This is a genomic window from Streptomyces sp. NPDC001493 (assembly GCF_053597235.1).
The window spans coordinates 238,946-254,653 of record NZ_JBSFHV010000012.1 but is presented as its reverse complement, the minus strand read 5'-3'; the positions used below and the strand labels follow the sequence as shown (position 1 = coordinate 254,653).

Genomic DNA, 15,708 nt, shown 5'->3' with positions numbered 1-15,708 from the left:
CACCGCTGGGCCACGGCGGAGACGGTGAGGGCCGTCCCGCCGCGACGGGACAGCTCCCGGTGGCACTCCTCCAGACGGCGCTTCACCGCTGTGGAAGCGGGCGCGCGCCGGGTTCGTCGTACGGGGTGGTGCCTGGCCGGTCAGGGTGCGGGGTGCGGTGCCGGGTGGGTCAGGGGCGCCGGGTGTGGCGGCGGTCCAGCTGCGCGTCCTGCTTGTCGAGGCGGGTGTCGTACTTCGCCAGCGGCGCCGCCTTCGCGGGGTCGGCGGCGACGGCGGCCGGGGTGACACCGGCCCAGCGCAGGATGGTCGCGGTGGCCGCCGCGCTCTCGTCGGCCACCAGGCCCGCCACGTTGGAGCCGTGGTTGCCGCCGGGCTGGGTGTAGACGTAGCTGTCGCGGGAGCCCTTGCCGGGGGCGAACCGCTCGGCGCCCCACGGGTCGTTCTGCCCGTAGACGTACATCATCCGGGTGGCGTGGTGGGTGACCCAGGAGTCCACGTCCCGCATGACGCCCTTCTGGAAGGTCATCGGGATGGAGGCCGGCACGAAGTTGCGCGGCGGCTGGTAGCCGTACCGGCTCAGCCTGCCGAGCCAGGGCTGCGTGATGTCGGGCGAACCGAGCTGGGTACCGGCCTGGTAGTAGTACGGCGTGTACGTCTCCAGGCCCTGGTCGGCGTAGGCCGAGAAGCCCGAGATGGCGTCCACCGAATCCCAGATCTCCTGGTCCGTGGCGGTCTTGGCGTCGGCCGGGAGGGAGGCGCAGTCGGCGACCTTGCTGTACTGCCAGAACGCCCAGACGTAGTCCATGACGACGGCCTCGTACGCCTTGTCGAGAGTGCCCACGGTGGTGAAGGTGTAGCCGTTCTCCGCCGCGTACGCCGCGTACTTCTCCTCCAGGGGCGCACGCCGGATCAGGGCCTCGCGCTGGACTCCGCTCAGCTTGTCGCGGCACTCCTTCGTACCGACCGTCGTGAAGAAGCGGTCGTACGCGGAGTCCTCGTCGTTCACCACGTCGTTCGGTGCGACGTACGCGACGACGCCGTCCATGTCCTTCGGGTAGTAGCGCTCGTAGTAGGTCGCGGTCATGCCGCCCTTGGAGCCGCCGGTGGCCAGCCAGTTCTGGCTGTAGATCTTCTTCAGCGCGGTGAACACCCGGTGCTGGTCGCTGGCCGCCTGCCAGATGTCGAGCTTGGACCAGTCGGCGGGCTGGGGACGCGACGGCGTGAAGAACCGGTACTCCAGCGAGACCTGGTTGCCGTCGACGATCCGGGTGGGCTCGCTGCGGCTCGCCGAGGTGGAGACGTTGTAGCCGCTGGTGTAGAAGACCGTGGGCCGCGAAGTGTCCTTGTGCAGCAGGGTGATCCGCTGCTGGAACGTTCCCTTGGACGGGTGGCGGTGGTCGATCGGCTGCGTGTAGTTCAGCACGAAGTAGCGGTAGCCGGTGACCGGCTTCTCCTCGATCAGGCTCATGCCCGGAATGGCGAGAATGCGGTCCCTGATGTCGAGGGCGTCCGCGGTCGCGGCCGCCGTCGCGGAGGTTCCCGCCTGCTCCACGGCCGGCTGCGCGGCGGTGGCCGCTCCGGCCGAGGCGCCTGTCGCACCGACCGTGCCGATCAGCAACGCGAGCGACAGAGCACCTCTGAGCGTCTTACGCATACGCACTCCCCTGGGTTCACGACATTGGCCGTGAACCTAGCGGGAGCAACACGCACCACGCCAGACCCAGTTGTCCCGGCGCGGCGCGATGCGGTGGGTGTATTGCCCAGGCGCGGCGCGGTGCGGCGGGTGTATCGACCCGCCGCACCGCACCGGGGCGCCGCTCAGACGGCGGCGGGCTCGTCCTCGCCTATGAAGGTGCGCCACAGCCGGGCGTACCGGCCCTGGAGCGCGAGGAGTTCGTCGTGCGAACCGTCCTCCACCACCCGGCCGTGCTCCATCACCACGACCCGGTCCGCGCGCGCCGCGGTGGTCAGCCGGTGCGCCACCACCAGCGTGGTGCGGCGGCCGGTGAGCCGGTCGGTGGCCTGGTTGACCAGGGCCTCGCTGGCCAGGTCCAGGGAGGCGGTGGCCTCGTCGAGGAGCAGCACGTCGGGGTCGACCAGCTCGGCGCGGGCCAGCGCGATGAGCTGGCGCTGCCCGGCGGAGAGGTTGCGGCCCCGCTCCGCGACCTCGTGCAGATAACCGCCGTCCAGCGTCGCGATCATGTCGTGCGCGCCGACCGACCGGGCCGCCGCCTCGACGCGGGCGTCGGAGGCGTCCGGGATGCCGTAGGCGATGGCGTCGCGGACCGTACCGGGGAAGAGGTACGACTCCTGCGGGACGACCCCGAGGTGGTGCCGGTACTCGGTCATGTCGAGTTCCCGCAGATCGGTGCCGTCCGCGGTGACCCGGCCGGACGTCGGGTCGTAGAACCGGGCGACCAGCTTGACCAGCGTGGACTTGCCCGCGCCCGTCTCGCCGACGAACGCCACGGTCTGCCCGGCCGGGATGCGCAGGTCGATTCCGGTGAGGGCCTCCTCCTCGTCCCCGTACGCGAAGGAGACGTTCTCGAACGCGATGTCGCCGCGCAGCTCCGACAGTTCGACCGGTGCGTCGGGGTCGGCGGTGGAGGTCGGCTCGCGCAGCAGCTCCTGGATGCGGCCCAGGGAGACGGTGGCCTGCTGGTAGCCGTCGAAGACCTGGGAGAGCTGCTGCACGGGGGCGAAGAACAGGTCGATGTAGAGGAGGTACGCGACGAGCGCGCCGACCAGCAGCGTCCCGTCGTCGACCCGGCCCGCTCCGACGATCAGCACGGCGGCCGAGGCGACGGAGGAGAGCAGCTGGACGAACGGGAAGTAGACCGAGATCAGCCACTGGCCGCGCACCCGCGCCTGCCGGTAGTGGGTGGAACGCTCCGCGAACCGCGCCGCGCCGTCCCGCTCCCGGTTGAACGCCTGCACGATCCGCAGCCCGGAGACGGACTCCTGGAGGTCGGCGTTGACGGCACCGATCCGCTCACGGGCGAGCTGGTACGCCGCCACGCTCTTGCGCCGGAACACGACGGTCCCGACGATCAGGAACGGCAGCACGGCGAAGACGACGAGGGCCAGCTGCACGTCCAGCACGAGCAGCACCGCCATGATCCCGAAGAAGGTGACGGCGGAGACGAACGCGGTGACCAGACCGGTCTGCAGGAACGACGACAACGCGTCGACGTCGGTTGTCATGCGAGTCATGATCCGGCCGGTCAGCTCGCGCTCGTAGTAGTCGAGGCCGAGCCGCTGGAGCTGCGAGAAGATCTTGAGCCGGAGCGAGTAGAGCACCCGCTCACCGGTCCGGCCGGTCTTGCGGGTCTCCCCGATCTGCGCCGCCCACTGCACGATGACGGCGGCCAGCGCGAGGAGCGAGGCCGTCCAGATCGCGCCGGTCGACATCTGTGTGACACCCGAGTCGATGCCGTGCCGGATCAGTACCGGCAGCAGCAGGCCCATCCCGGCGTCCACGGCCACCAGCGCCAGGCTGACCAGCAGCACCGGCCCGAACCCGTGCAGCAGCCTGCGCAGCCCGTACGAACCCTCCGGGCGGACGGCCCGGTCCTCGTCGACGTCCGGGACGTCCGTCGCGGGCGGCAGCGCCTCCACCTGGGCGAGCAGCTCCGGGGTGGCGGGCATGCCCGCGGTGGCCCGGTCACGCTCCTGCTCCTTGCGGATCCAGAGCGCCGGGGTGATGCCGCGTTCGGTGTCGAACTCCGCCTCCATCTCCTCCTGGAGCGTCCGGTCGTCCTCCAGGGGCGGAATCCGCACCGGCCGGTGGCCGGGCGAGGTGCCGCCCAGCTCGTCCGGGTCGGTGAGCAGCCGCCGGTAGAGCGCGGAGCGACGCTCCAGCTCCTCGTGGGTGCCGACGTCGGAGAGACGCCCGTCATCGAGGACGGCGATGCGGTCGGCGAGGCCGAGGGTGGAGCGGCGGTGGGCGATGAGGAGCGTGGTGCGGCCCGCCATCACCTGGCGCAGGGTCTCGTGGATCTCGTGCTCGACGCGGGCGTCGACGGCCGAGGTGGCGTCGTCCAGGACGAGCAGCCGGGGGTCGGCGAGGATCGCGCGGGCCAGGGCGACGCGCTGGCGCTGCCCGCCGGAGAGGGTGAGGCCGTGCTCGCCGACCTTGGTGTCGTACCCCTTCGGCAGTTCGGCGATGAACCGGTCCGCCTGCGCGGCACGGGCGGCGGCCTCGATCTGCTCCTGGGTGGCGTCGGGGCGCCCGTAGGCGATGTTGGCGCCGACGCTCTCGGAGAAGAGGAAGCTGTCCTCGGGGACGAGCCCGATGGCGGCGCGCAGCGACCCGAGGGTCAGCTCGCGGACGTCGTGGCCGCCGACGAGGACGGCGCCGTGCGTCACGTCGTAGAAGCGCGGCAGCAGCATGGAGACGGTGGACTTGCCGCTGCCGGACGCGCCGACCAGCGCGACGGTCTCACCGGGGGCGATGGAGAGGGAGAAGCCCTTGAGGACGGGGCGGTAGTGGGTCTCCTCGCCGTCCTCCGCGTGGTCGGTGTGCGCGGTGTCCGCGCCGAGGCCGGGGTCGGCCGCGGGGGCTCCCGGGGGCGTGCCGTAGCCGAAGCCCACGTTGTCGAACTCGACGCCGGCCGGGGCGTCGGCCGGCAGCTCCTTGGTGCCGTCGGCGAACGTGGGCTCGGTGTCGATCAGCTCCAGCACCCGGTCCACACCGGCGCGGGCCTGCTGGCCCACGGTGAGGACCACGGCGAGCATCCGGACCGGCCCGACGAGCTGCGCGAGGTACGAGGAGAACGCGACGAACGTGCCGAGGGTGATCTCCCCCCGGGTCGCCAGCCAGCCGCCGAGCGCCAGCATCGCGACCTGCCCGAGCGCGGGCACCGCCTGGAGCGCGGGGGTGTAGCGGGCGTTCAGCCGGATGGTGCGCATCCGGCCGGCGAACAGCCGGCGGCCGACCTCGCGGAGCTTCCCGGTCTCCTGCTCCTCCTGCCCGAACCCCTTGACGACCCGGACCCCGGAGACGGCCCCGTCGACCACTCCGGCGACGGCGGCGGCCTGGCTCTGGGCGTACCAGGTGGCGGGGAAGAGACGGGCCCGCGAGCGGCGGGCGATGAACCAGATCGCGGGTGCGACGGCGACGGCGACCAGGGTCAGCAGCGGCGAGAGCCACGCCATGATCACCAGGGAGACGAGGAAGAGCAGGACGTTCCCGATGGTCATCGGGAGCATGAACAGCAGGCTCTGGATGAGCTGGAGGTCGCTGGTGGCCCGGCCGACGACCTGGCCGGTGGAGAGCTCGTCCTGGCGTCTGCCGTCGAGCTTGGTGATCGTCGCGTACATCTCGGTACGGAGGTCGTGCTGTACGTCGAGGGCGAGCCGGCCGCCGTAGTAGCGGCGGACGAACGCGGTGACGTAGATGACGACCGCCGCCCCTATCAGCAGGCCGGTCCAGACCGCGAGCGAACGGGTGTGCGTGGTGACGACGTCGTCGATGATCACCTTGGTGATCAGCGGGACCAGGGCCATCACGGCCATCCCCGCGAGGGAGGCGCCGAGCGCCAGGATCACGTCGCGGCGGTAGCGCCAGGCGTAGCCGGCGAGGCGGCGGGCCCAGCCCTGGGGGGCTGGGGGCTGTTCGGCTTGGGGCTGCTGGGCTCGGGGCTGGGGGGCTTGGGGCTGGGGGGCTTGGGACTGGGGGGCGGGGGCCCCTGATGGGTCAGGGGTCTGCTCGGTGGGCGCTGGCTGTCCGGGGGTCTGCGCGTGTGCGCCCGCCGCCGGTTGCCCTGGGGTCTGCGCGTGTGCGCTCGCCGCCGGTTGCCCGGGGGTCCGTCCGGTGACCGCCGGTTGCCCGGGGGTCCGTTTCCCGGAGTTCCGTTCTCCCGGTTCCCGTTGTTCTGCGCCCGCCACGGATGCCTCCCGATCGCCCTGCTGCCGCCTGCGAACGTGCTGTCGCGTGACGCCACTCCCTCTGATCTTCCGCAACGCACCAACGCGCTGGGCTGCGGATTTCATCCCGCTGCAACAAATGCCGGTCAATGGTCCCGAGGCAAATCACCCGATCGGCTGAAGTCGAGGTTCTGCCCCCTACGCACGTTCGATCCGCGACTACGGTGGGTAACCAAGACGGCGAGCGGCTCTGCCGGAGGGGCGGAGTCAGGAATGTCGGGTCTCCGGGAGTCGGAGGCCGCGAACGAGGGAGGGGAACTCCATGAGCGAGGAGAAGCCGAGGAGCGAGGCGTACCGCTGCGGCCAGGTGTACGCGGTGATCGAGGTGCTTCAAGGGCTGGACCCGGTCGGCGGTTGGAAGCTGTCCGGCGAGAGCTACCGCGCCGACACCTCCGTGAAGCCCATGGGCAATTTACGGAACGCCATGTCCGGGGTGGGCAAGCACTACATCGAGGCGCGGCTCAGGCATCCGGTCGGCGACGTGGACAAGGTCTTCGGCATGCTGCGGGACGCCATGCCGTTGAAGAGCGACTTTCCCGGCAGTCTGGAGCACGGGGAGCCCGCCGAATTCCTCCAGGGCCGCGAGGACCAGATAGCGCTCATCAAGAAGGAGACCAGCCTGCGCCTGCTGCGCTGAGCTCACGCACGCCGGTCTCCCCTCTCCTCCTCGTCCGTCCCCGTCCAGGGCTGCTGACCGGGCGACCCCCGGTCGGGGCCTCCGTCCGTACGGGCTCCCCCGGTCGGCGGCCCCGGTCAAGCACCTCCGGCTACAGGTGCGTCGGGGCGAACATCCTGAGCAGCGCCGGGAGCACGACCACGGACGGGCCGGGCTCGGCAAGTGCCTTCGCCAGGTCGGCGGCGAGGGCGTCCGGTGAGGTGCGGACGGCCGGGACACCGAAGGACTCGGCGAGGGCGACGAAGTCCGGGCGGGCCAGCTCGGTGGCGGTGGCCTCGCCGAAGGCGCCCGTCATGTACTCGCGCAGGATGCCGTAGCCGCCGTCGTCGACGATCAGCCAGGTGACCGGGAGGTCGTACTGGCGGGCGGTGGCGAGCTCGGCGATGGAGTACATCGAGCCGCCGTCGCCGGAGACCGCGAGCACCGGCCGGGTCGGGTCGGCGGCGGCCGCTCCGAGGGCGGCCGGGAAGGCGTAGCCGAGACCGCCGGCGCCCTGGGCCGAGTGCATGGTGTTGGGGTGGCGGGCGTCGAAGGCCGACCAGGCCCAGTAGGCCAGGATCGTCATGTCCCAGAAGCTGGGCGCGGTGTCCGGGAGCGCTTCGCGGACGGAGGCGAGGACGCGCTGTTCCAGGGTGAGGTCCTGGGACTCGATGCGGGCCCGGACCTGCTCCAGCAGGGTCCGGACACGCGTCGGGGCGGTGGGGTCCTCGCGGGTCTCGACCGCTTCCAGGAGGTCGGCGAGGGCCTCCCGGGCGTCCGAGTGGATGCCGAGGGCGGGGTGGTTGGACTCCAGTTTCCCGGCGTCGGCCTCGATCTGGATGACCCGGCCCCGGGGGCTGAAGGTGTGGTAGTTCGAGGAGAGCTCGCCGAGTCCGGAGCCGATGACGAGGAGGACGTCGGCGGACTCCAGGAAGTCGGTGGTGTGCCGGTCCTCCAGCCAGGACTGGAGCGAGAGGGGGTGCTCCCAGGGGAAGGCGCCCTTGCCGCCGAAGGTGGTGACGACCGGGGCGTCCAGCTTCTCGGCGAGGGCGAGCAGCTTGCCGCTCGCGTCGGAGCGGACGACACCACCGCCCGCGATGATCGCGGGGCGTTCGGCGCGGGAGAGCAGCCGGGCGGCGGCGAGCGTCAGCTCGGGGCGCGGGTAGAGCTCGCGCGGGGTGGCGTCCATCGCGGAGACCGGCGGCAGCGTGGTCTCGGCGAGCAGCACGTCCTGCGGGATCTCGACCCAGACCGGCCCGTGCGGGGCGGTGAGGGCCGACTCCCAGGCGGCGGCGATGGCGGAGGGGATCTGTGAGGCGGTCCGCACGGTGTGGACGGACTTCACCACGTCACGGAAGGAGGCCTTCTGGTCCCGCAGTTCGTGGAGGTAGCCGTGCCGTCCGCCGCCGAGGCCGGCGGTCGGGATCTGGCTGGAGATCGCGAGGACCGGCGCGGAGGCGGCCGCCGCTTCCTGGAGGGCGGCGAGCGAGGTCAGCGCGCCGGGGCCGGTGGAGAGGAGCAGCGGGGCGACCTCTCCGGTGATGCGGCCGTAGGCGTCGGCCGCGAAGCCCGCGTTGTTCTCGACGCGGAGTCCGACGTACGAGAGGGAGGAGCGGCGCAGGGCGTCGAACATGCCGAGGGCGTGCTGGCCGGGCAGGCCGAAGACGGTGGTCGCGCCGAGTCCCTGGAGGGACTCGACGACGAGGTCACCGCCGTTGCGGCCGGGCGGCGGGTTGAGTGCGGCTTCGGCCTGGGCCTCGGTGAGGCGGGGCCGGTCGTCGTGGTCGTGGCTCACTTCGTCCGGGCCTCGGCGATCTGGCGGGACATGATCGTCGTCAGCTCGTACGCGGTGTGCGAGGCGGCGACGGCGGTGATCTCCGCGTGGTCGTACGCGGGGGCCACCTCGACCAGGTCGGCGGAGACGAGGTGGCAGGAGGAGAGGCCACGCACGATTTCGAGGAGTTCGCGGGAGGTGAGGCCGCCGGCCTCGGGGGTGCCGGTGCCGGGCGCGTGGGCCGGGTCGAGCACGTCGATGTCGATGGAGATGTAGAGCGGCCGGTCGCCGATGCGCTGGCGGAGCTGGTCGGTGATCTCGTCCACGCCGCGCCGCATCACGTCGGCGGAGGTCACGATGCCGAAGCCCAGCTTGGCGTCGTCGGTGAGGTCCTGCTTGCCGTAGAGCGGGCCGCGGGTACCGACGTGCGAGAGGGCGGAGGTGTCGAGGATGCCCTCTTCGACGGCCCGGCGGAACGGGGTGCCGTGGGTGTACTCGGCGCCGAAGTAGGTGTCCCAGGTGTCCAGGTGGGCGTCGAAGTGGAGGAGGGCGACCGGGCCGTGCTTCTTGGCGACGGAGCGCAGCAGCGGCAGGGCGATGGTGTGGTCGCCGCCGAGGGTCATCAGCCGGGCGCCGGTGGAGAGCAGGTCGTCGGCGGCGGCCTCGATCGTCTCGACGGCCTCGTTGATGTTGAACGGGTTGGCCGCGATGTCACCGGCGTCGGCGACCTGCGCCAGCGCGAACGGCGAGGCGTCCTGGGCCGGGTTGTAGGGGCGCAGGAGGCGGGAGGCCTCGCGGATCGCGTTGCCGCCGAAGCGGGCGCCGGGGCGGTAGGAGACGCCGGTGTCGAAGGGGACGCCGACGACGGCGACGTCGGTGGTGCCGACCTCGTCGAGCCGGGGCAGCCGGGCGAACGTCGCGGGACCGGCGTACCGGGGCACACGGGAGGAGTCGATGGGGCCGCGAGGCGTTTCGCTGCTGCTCATGGAGGGCCTTCTTTCGGGTCGTTCGGGGTGTTCCGGGGTGGGGGGCGTGGGTGCGGAGGTTCCGGAGCCTCCGCACCCCGGAGGGTGGTGGCCCGCCCGGGTGACCCGGTGCGGAGGTTCGCGGGAGCCTCCGCACCGGGGTGGGCGGTGGCCGCCATCGGTGGGACTGAACCGGTGGCGGCCGTGGGTCGGCCGGTCGTATCCGGACTCCCGTGGGCGACCGTGGGGGCGGTCGGCCGCGGGAGCCCGGCCGAGGGGTCCGGCGCGAGTGGTCTCGTGGGCGGTCTACACGGTGGCCGGTTCCTGGGCGGAGCCGCCGGCGGCGGAGGTGCCTCCGTCCCGGCCCCCGTCCCGGCCCCCGTCGCGGCCCCCGTCCTGGTCCCCGTCGCGTCCGGCCAGGCGTTCCCGCCAGGCGGCGAGCACGGCGGGGTCGGTGGGCTTGGTGGCCAGCGAGACGACGACGTACACGGCGAGCGAGAGGAGCAGTCCGTAGTAGACGGGTTCATTGGCAAGGATGCCGTACACCGCCATCAGGACGACGACCGCTGTCCCGCCGACGCCGACCGCGGCCAGCGCCCCGGCCGCCGTGCCTCGGCGCCAGAGGAGTCCGCCGAGGATCGGCACGAGGAGTCCGGCGACGAGGAGGTTGTACGCGACGGTGAGGGCTTCGACGACGTCGTTGAGGGCGATGGCGATGAGGATGACGGCGACACCCATGATGAGGATGAACGCACGGTTGCCCCGCACCTCGTCGTGCCCGCCGCCGTCCGCGGCTCCGTCGGCTCCTGTCCCACCGGCGCCCGACGCCCCCGTGGCGCCCGGGGCTCCCGCCCCTCGGCCGATCGCGCCGCGCAGCCGGGACCAGATGTCGTTGTTGGCGACGGTGGCGCAGGCGATCAGCGCGCCGGAGGAGGTGGACATCACGGCGGCGAGGGCGGCGGCCAGCACGAGCCCGCGCACACCGACCGGCAGCTCGTCCTTGACGATGGTGGCGAACGCGGAGTCGGCGCTCGGCAGCTTCGGGTACATCACCTTCGCGGCGGTGCCGATGACGGCCCCGGCGACGGCGTAGACGAGGCAGTAGGTGCCGGCGACGGTGCCGCCCCAGCGGGCCGTACGGTCGCTGCGCGCGGTGAACACGCGCTGCCAGATGTCCTGTCCGATCAGCATGCCGAAGGTGTAGATCAGCACATAGGTGAAGATCGTTTCGCCGCCGATGCCGAGCGGGTCGAAGTACTCGGTGGGCAGCTTGGCCTTCATCTCGCTGAACCCGCCCGCCTTCACGACCGCGATGGGCAGCAGCAGAAGAAGCACGCCGATCGTCTTGACGACGAACTGCACCATGTCCGTGATCGTGATCGACCACATGCCGCCGAGCGTCGAGTAGGCGACGACGATCGCCCCGCCGAGCACGATGGCCACGGTCCGGTCGAGGTCGAAGATGACGTCGAAGATCGTGGCGTAGGCGATGGTCGACGTGACGGCGAGCATGAGCGTGTACGCCCACATGACCACGCCGGAGATGATCCCGGCCCGGCCGCCGTAGCGGAGGTCGAGCATCTCGGAGACGGTGTAGACCTTCAGCCGGGCGATCCGCGCGGAGAAGAAGACGGACAGGGCGAGCAGGCCGAGGCCGATGGTGACGACCATCCACGCCCCGGAGAGGCCGTACTGGTAGCCCAGGCCGACGCCGCCGATCGTGGAGGCCCCGCCGAGGACGATCGCGGCCATGGTGCCGGAGTACATCCAGGGGCCGAGCCTGCGCCCGGCCACCAGGAACTCGCTCTTGGACTTGGCGCGGCGCATGCCCCACCAGCCCATGGCGAGCATGCCGGCCAGATAGACCACGATCACCGCGTAGTCGACAGCCATGGGCGTCCCTCCATCTCAGTCGGTCGGGTGCGCACGCCGGGTCGTTCCGTTCGTTCCGCGACGCGCCGACACCGGGCGCCCCGGTGTCCCGGCGTCCCGACGTCCCCGGCCTCCCGGCCTTCCGGGGCCGGGCGTCCTGCGAGGCTGCCGTTGCGGCAGGTGGTCCCCGGTGTCCTGGACGACAGGTGTCCGCCGCGCGGGGACTCATGCGTCCCGTACGTCTCGTGCGCCCTGATGACGGTAGGTGGCCGGTAGGCGGCGCTGAAGTGTACGTTTCCTCCATCCTTGACGTACACGATGGAGCAACCATCCATGCCGGACACCCCCGCAGGCCCCTTCCCAGCCCCTGGACCCGTCGGGCCTGTCGGACCCGCCGGACCACCCTCCCCCGCCGGACCACCCTCCCCCGCCGGACCCACCCCACCCACCGGACCGCCCACGCCGCCCGTCTCCCTGGGCGCGCTGCTGGCCCGCGAGGAGCTGGGGCTGCGCAGGATCGCCGGACCCGAGCGGGCGGAGCTGCTCTGGGTCCACACCTCGGAGATGGCCGACCCGTACCCCTATCTCCTCGGCGGCGAGCTGCTGCTCAGCGCGGGCGTGCTGCTGACCGACCCGGAGTGGTACGTCTCGCGGGTGGTGGAGGCGGGCGCGGCGGCGCTGGGCTTCGGGGTGCGGCCGGTGCACGAGTCCGTACCGCCGGGGCTGGCGGAGGCGTGCGAGCGGCACGGGCTGCCGCTCCTCGAAGTGCCGCCGGAGACCACGTTCACCTCGGTCGCCCGGGCGGTGTGGCAGCTGATGGCGGACGCCCGCCACCAGGAGCTGCGTCGGACGGCCCGCGCCCAGCAGGCCCTGGCGTCGGCGGCGGCCCGCCCCGACCCGGTGCCCGCGGTGCTCCACCAGTTGGCGGCCCAGCTGGGCGGGCACGCGGTGCTGCTGAGCCCCGAGGACGGCGAGATCCACACCGCGGGCGCCCGTACCGCCCCGGCCGTGCGCACCGCGCTCGCCCGGCTGGCCCGGGTGGTCGCCCCGCAGGAGCGGCGGGCCGCTCCCGCGTCCGCCACCGAGACGGTGGACGGCACCCAGCTGTCGGCGTACGCGCTGGGCGGCGGGCACGGTCTGGTGCTCGCCCTCGCCACCGGCCCCCGCGAGCCCGGCGACCACACGGTGGCGGGCATGGCCGTCGTCCTGCTCTCGCTGCTGGCCGCCCCTCACCAGGGCGCGGGATCGGCGGACCGTTCGGCCGCGCTGGTGCGGATGCTGCTCGGCGCGGCCCCCGGAGAGGTGGCGCCGCTGCTCGGTTCGGAGGGCCCGTGGACCGTGGTGCACGCCCGCCGCACGAGGAGCGGCAGCACCGCCCCGCTCACCGCGGGCACCCTCGGCGCCTCCCTCGGTTCGGCGCTGGTCGACACGGGCCGCCGTCCGGAGGAGGCGGTGCGCGTACTGCTCTCCGACACCGCCCGGCTCACCCCGCAGCCCGGCTGGGTGCTCGGCGCCTCCGACCCCGTACCGCTGGACGGGCTCGCGGCGGCGGACACCCGGGCGTCCCGGGCGCTGGCCCGCGCGGAGGCGACCCGTACCCCGCTGCTGCTCCACCGCGCGGACCGGGGCCTGACCGACCTGCTGACCGGCGAGGCGGCCGAGGCCCACGCCCGTACCCTGCTCGCCCCGCTGTCGGCGACCCTGCGAGAGACCCTGCGCTGCTGGCTGTCGCTGCACGGCAGCTGGGACCGTACGGCGGTGGCCCTCAAGATCCATCGCAACACGGTCCGCCAGCGCGTCGGCCGCTGCGCGGAGCTGCTGGGTACGGACCTGGACGACATGGACGTACGGACGGAGCTGTGGTTCGCCCTGCGGGTCGCCGGCTGACGCGACGACCGGGGCCTGGGCCGGGAAGACGCGAGGGCGGGGCGCCGAGGGCGGCGGGTCACCGTCTCACGGCCGTCTCACGGGAGGACCGGGCGGCCGTAGTCGGGCAGGTCCACGGTGGAGCTGACCTTCTCCCCCAGCCTGAGCATTCCGTTCAGGAACAGCGGGCGGGAGAGCACGGCGTCCCGGAACCGGATGCCCGCGGCGGTGCGGGGCGCGAAGAACTTCCCGGTCCGGTCGCCGCCTGACTGACAGCCCTTGGCGTACGTCCGCAGCCTGTTCTCGTACCGGGTGAAGGCGGCCCGGTGGTCGCCCCGGGAGCGCGCGAGTTCACCGGCCAGCACGTAGGCGGCGACCACCGCGGCTCCCGTGCCCATGCCGCCGATCGTGGCCCCGCAAGCGGCGTCCCCGACCAGGCAGATCCGCCCCGAGGACCAGGTGTCCACGTCGGCCCGACTGATCGAGTCGAAGTACAGCTCGGGGGCCTCCCGCAGCGACGCGAGCAGACGGGGAACCTCCCAGCCGAGGCCTGAGTAGGCGTCGGCGATGAGGCGTTTCTGCTGCTCGGGGTCGTGGCGGTCGTAGGACAGTTCGGGCGAGGCGAATACGAAGAACGCTCTCGCCAGGCCCGGGTTCCGCCCGTCGGCACCGACCCCGGCGTACCGCCCCGGGGTGCTGTGGCCGATCGAGCCCTCCCCTCCCCGGAGGCCCAGGACGTTGGGGAGTTGCCAGGTGGCCGCGTAGTGGCCGAGGTGGCGCACGTACTTCTCCTCCGGGCCGAAGGCGAGCCGGCGGACGTGGGAGTGGAGCCCGTCCGCCCCGATGACCAGGCCGAACTCGCGCGTGGCTCCGTGCCGGAAGTCGACCCGGACGCCGGAGTCCGTCTCGGTGAGGCCGGTGATCGAGTCGCCGAAGAGGTACTCGGTGTCCGGGAGGCCGTGTTCGTACAGCACCCGGGCCAGGTCACCGCGGAGCACCTCAAGCTCGCCGCCGGTGAACTCGGCGGGCAGCCGCAGCCGCGTACGACCGTCGGCGTCGACGAAGCGCACCGGGCTGCCGCCGGTCTGCACCCGGCGCAGCGCGGGGAGCAGGCCCATGCGCTCCAGCACGGTCAGGTGCGTCTCGCCCCGGAAGTCGACGGCCTGGCCGCCCCCGCGCAGGGCGGGGGCGAGCTCGACGACGGTGGGCTTGAAACCGTGGCGTCCCAGCCAGTAAGCCAGCGCCGGTCCGGCGATGCTCGCGCCGGAGATGAGGACGTTGTCGTTCACGGGCTCGTTCCTGTTCACGGTTGCCTCCGCGGAGAAACTGTGTCCGGTGGACACTGACAATAACTGTGTACCTTAGACACAGAGGGCTTGGCAAGGCCCGGCGAAGGCGAGGAGACTGCGGACATGGGTGGCGAACGCGGCGAGCACGCCGGGCAGAGCGAACACGGCGAGCACGCCGCGCTGGCGCGGCTGCTGTGGGGTCCGCACCCTCAGCCCGCGCGCGGCCCCCGACCCAAACTGGACCTGGAGCGCATCGCGCGGGCCGCGATCGAGATCGCCGACCCGGACGGGCTGGCCGAGGTCTCCATGCAGCGGGTCGCCGCCCAGCTCGGCGTGACGAAGATGGCGCTGTACCGGTACGTACCGGGCAAGGCCGAGCTGGTCGCCCTGATGGTGGACGCCGCGATCGGCCCGTACCCGGCGACGGAAACCGAGGCCGGCGGCTGGCGGGAGCAGCTGGAGGAGTGGGCCCACCGGCTGATCGCCGTCTTCCAGCAGCACCCCTGGGCCCTGGAGGCCGCCGTCGGGCCGCGCGTCCTGGGACCCGGCGAGCTGTCCTGGATGGAACGCGCCGTGTCGGCACTGGACGGTACGGGTCTGAGCGGAGCCGAACGGATGGACACGGCCGTACTGCTGGTGAGTCACGCACGCGGCATCACCCAACAGTCCCGGGCGGCAGGCAACACCGGGAACCCCGAGGCACAACTCGGTGCCGTGCTGGCCGATGTGATGCGCACGCACGGCGAGCGGTTTCCCGCGCTCGCCGGGGCACTCGCGTCGGCCGCCCGAGACGAAGGGCAGGACCAGGCTTGGGAGTTCGGCCTCCAGCGCATCATGGACGGCGTGGCCGCACTCATCGACGCCCGCGCGAGGCGGACCGGCTGACCAGCCGCCGGAAACCGCAGGGAGACGACAGGCCTACGATGCACCCATCGCCTACCGGGGATGCACCGCGGGGGTGGGCGTTCAGCGGCGACGGGGAGCAGGGATGACATGCGTGCGACTGGCGGTATCGGTACTCGCCACCTGGGGCGTGCTGATCGTGCTCGTGCTCGCACCTGCGGCCCTGCCGGAGTCGTGGCAGTACTACATCTACTCCCCGGCCAGCGTGGGCCTGTGGATGCTGGCCATGTTCGCCGCACCCGTGGCGGTCTGCATCGTCACGTGGCCGTGGATCAGGTCGGGCAGGAAGTGAGCCCCACCGGACCGTGCGCCCCCGAGCGACCGTGAGCCCCACCGGACCGTGTACCCCCGAGCGGCCGTGATCCCCACCGGACCGTGCGCCCCCGAGGGACCGTGAGCCCCACCGGACCGTGTACCCCCGAGCGACCGTGAGCCCCACCGGACCGTGCGCCCCCG

9 protein-coding genes and 1 pseudogene are annotated in these 15,708 nt (G+C 72.5%); 4 read left to right on the top strand and 6 right to left on the bottom strand.

Annotated features, from left to right (window positions below):
* Positions 1–169: 169 nt before the first annotated feature.
* Positions 170–1,654: a S28 family serine protease gene (locus tag ACWCWD_RS19370; protein WP_450774007.1), complete on the bottom strand. Its 1,485-nt coding sequence runs from the start codon at positions 1,652–1,654 to the stop codon at positions 170–172.
* A 164-nt stretch (positions 1,655–1,818) separates the two neighbouring features.
* A pseudogene (locus tag ACWCWD_RS19365) lies at positions 1,819–5,601 on the bottom strand (ABC transporter ATP-binding protein); the annotation flags it as partial.
* Between the two features lie 589 nt (positions 5,602–6,190).
* Here ACWCWD_RS19365 and ACWCWD_RS19360 point away from each other — a divergent pair.
* Positions 6,191–6,565 carry a hypothetical protein gene (locus ACWCWD_RS19360; protein ID WP_450774006.1) on the top strand — a complete coding sequence of 125 codons (375 nt, stop codon included), beginning with the start codon at positions 6,191–6,193 and terminating at the stop codon, positions 6,563–6,565.
* Between the two features lie 130 nt (positions 6,566–6,695).
* On the opposite strand, the gene ACWCWD_RS19355 is transcribed toward ACWCWD_RS19360, so the two are convergent.
* The 3 genes from ACWCWD_RS19355 to ACWCWD_RS19345 form a co-directional block, all read right to left on the bottom strand.
* Positions 6,696–8,378: a thiamine pyrophosphate-binding protein gene (locus tag ACWCWD_RS19355; RefSeq protein ID WP_450774005.1), complete on the bottom strand. Its 1,683-nt coding sequence runs from the start codon at positions 8,376–8,378 to the stop codon at positions 6,696–6,698.
* A complete protein-coding gene (gene speB / locus ACWCWD_RS19350) occupies positions 8,375–9,343 on the bottom strand; it encodes an agmatinase (RefSeq protein WP_328721570.1) in 969 nt (322 codons plus the stop codon). The genes ACWCWD_RS19355 and speB overlap by 4 nt, the downstream gene beginning before the upstream one ends.
* Positions 9,344–9,628: 285 nt before the next feature.
* Positions 9,629–11,215: a sodium:solute symporter gene (locus ACWCWD_RS19345; protein WP_450774004.1), complete on the bottom strand. Its 1,587-nt coding sequence runs from the start codon at positions 11,213–11,215 to the stop codon at positions 9,629–9,631.
* A gap of 312 nt (positions 11,216–11,527) precedes the next feature.
* Between ACWCWD_RS19345 and ACWCWD_RS19340 the strand changes: the two genes are divergently transcribed.
* Positions 11,528–13,081, top strand: a complete 1,554-nt coding sequence (locus ACWCWD_RS19340; protein WP_450774003.1) for a PucR family transcriptional regulator — start codon at positions 11,528–11,530, stop codon at positions 13,079–13,081.
* Positions 13,082–13,158: 77 nt separating this feature from the next.
* Here the strand turns inward: ACWCWD_RS19340 and ACWCWD_RS19335 are convergent, their stop codons facing one another.
* The gene (locus ACWCWD_RS19335) at positions 13,159–14,349 is read right to left on the bottom strand and encodes an FAD-dependent monooxygenase (protein WP_450774002.1); all 1,191 of its coding nucleotides are present in this window, start codon (positions 14,347–14,349) and stop codon (positions 13,159–13,161) included.
* Between the two features lie 123 nt (positions 14,350–14,472).
* On the opposite strand from ACWCWD_RS19335, the gene ACWCWD_RS19330 reads away from it, so the two are divergent.
* On the top strand, positions 14,473–15,234 hold the full coding sequence (locus ACWCWD_RS19330) for a TetR/AcrR family transcriptional regulator (RefSeq protein WP_450774001.1): 762 nt from the start codon (positions 14,473–14,475) through the stop codon (positions 15,232–15,234).
* Positions 15,235–15,337: 103 nt separating this feature from the next.
* Complete coding sequence (locus tag ACWCWD_RS19325) at positions 15,338–15,544, top strand: hypothetical protein (protein WP_450774000.1); 207 nt, start codon at positions 15,338–15,340, stop codon at positions 15,542–15,544.
* The last annotated feature ends 164 nt before the right edge of the window (positions 15,545–15,708 follow it).

Excerpts from the sequence above, each read along its gene's own strand:
- ACWCWD_RS19370 (WP_450774007.1), bottom strand. The coding sequence starts at position 1,654 with ATGCGTAAGACGCTCAGAGGTGCTCTGTCGCTCGCGTTGCTGATCGGC.
- ACWCWD_RS19340 (WP_450774003.1), top strand. The coding sequence starts at position 11,528 with ATGCCGGACACCCCCGCAGGCCCCTTCCCAGCCCCTGGACCCGTCGGG.
- ACWCWD_RS19345 (WP_450774004.1), bottom strand. The coding sequence starts at position 11,215 with ATGGCTGTCGACTACGCGGTGATCGTGGTCTATCTGGCCGGCATGCTC.
- ACWCWD_RS19360 (WP_450774006.1), top strand. The coding sequence starts at position 6,191 with ATGAGCGAGGAGAAGCCGAGGAGCGAGGCGTACCGCTGCGGCCAGGTG.
- speB (WP_328721570.1), bottom strand. The coding sequence starts at position 9,343 with ATGAGCAGCAGCGAAACGCCTCGCGGCCCCATCGACTCCTCCCGTGTG.
- ACWCWD_RS19330 (WP_450774001.1), top strand. The coding sequence starts at position 14,473 with ATGGGTGGCGAACGCGGCGAGCACGCCGGGCAGAGCGAACACGGCGAG.
- ACWCWD_RS19325 (WP_450774000.1), top strand. The coding sequence starts at position 15,338 with ATGACATGCGTGCGACTGGCGGTATCGGTACTCGCCACCTGGGGCGTG.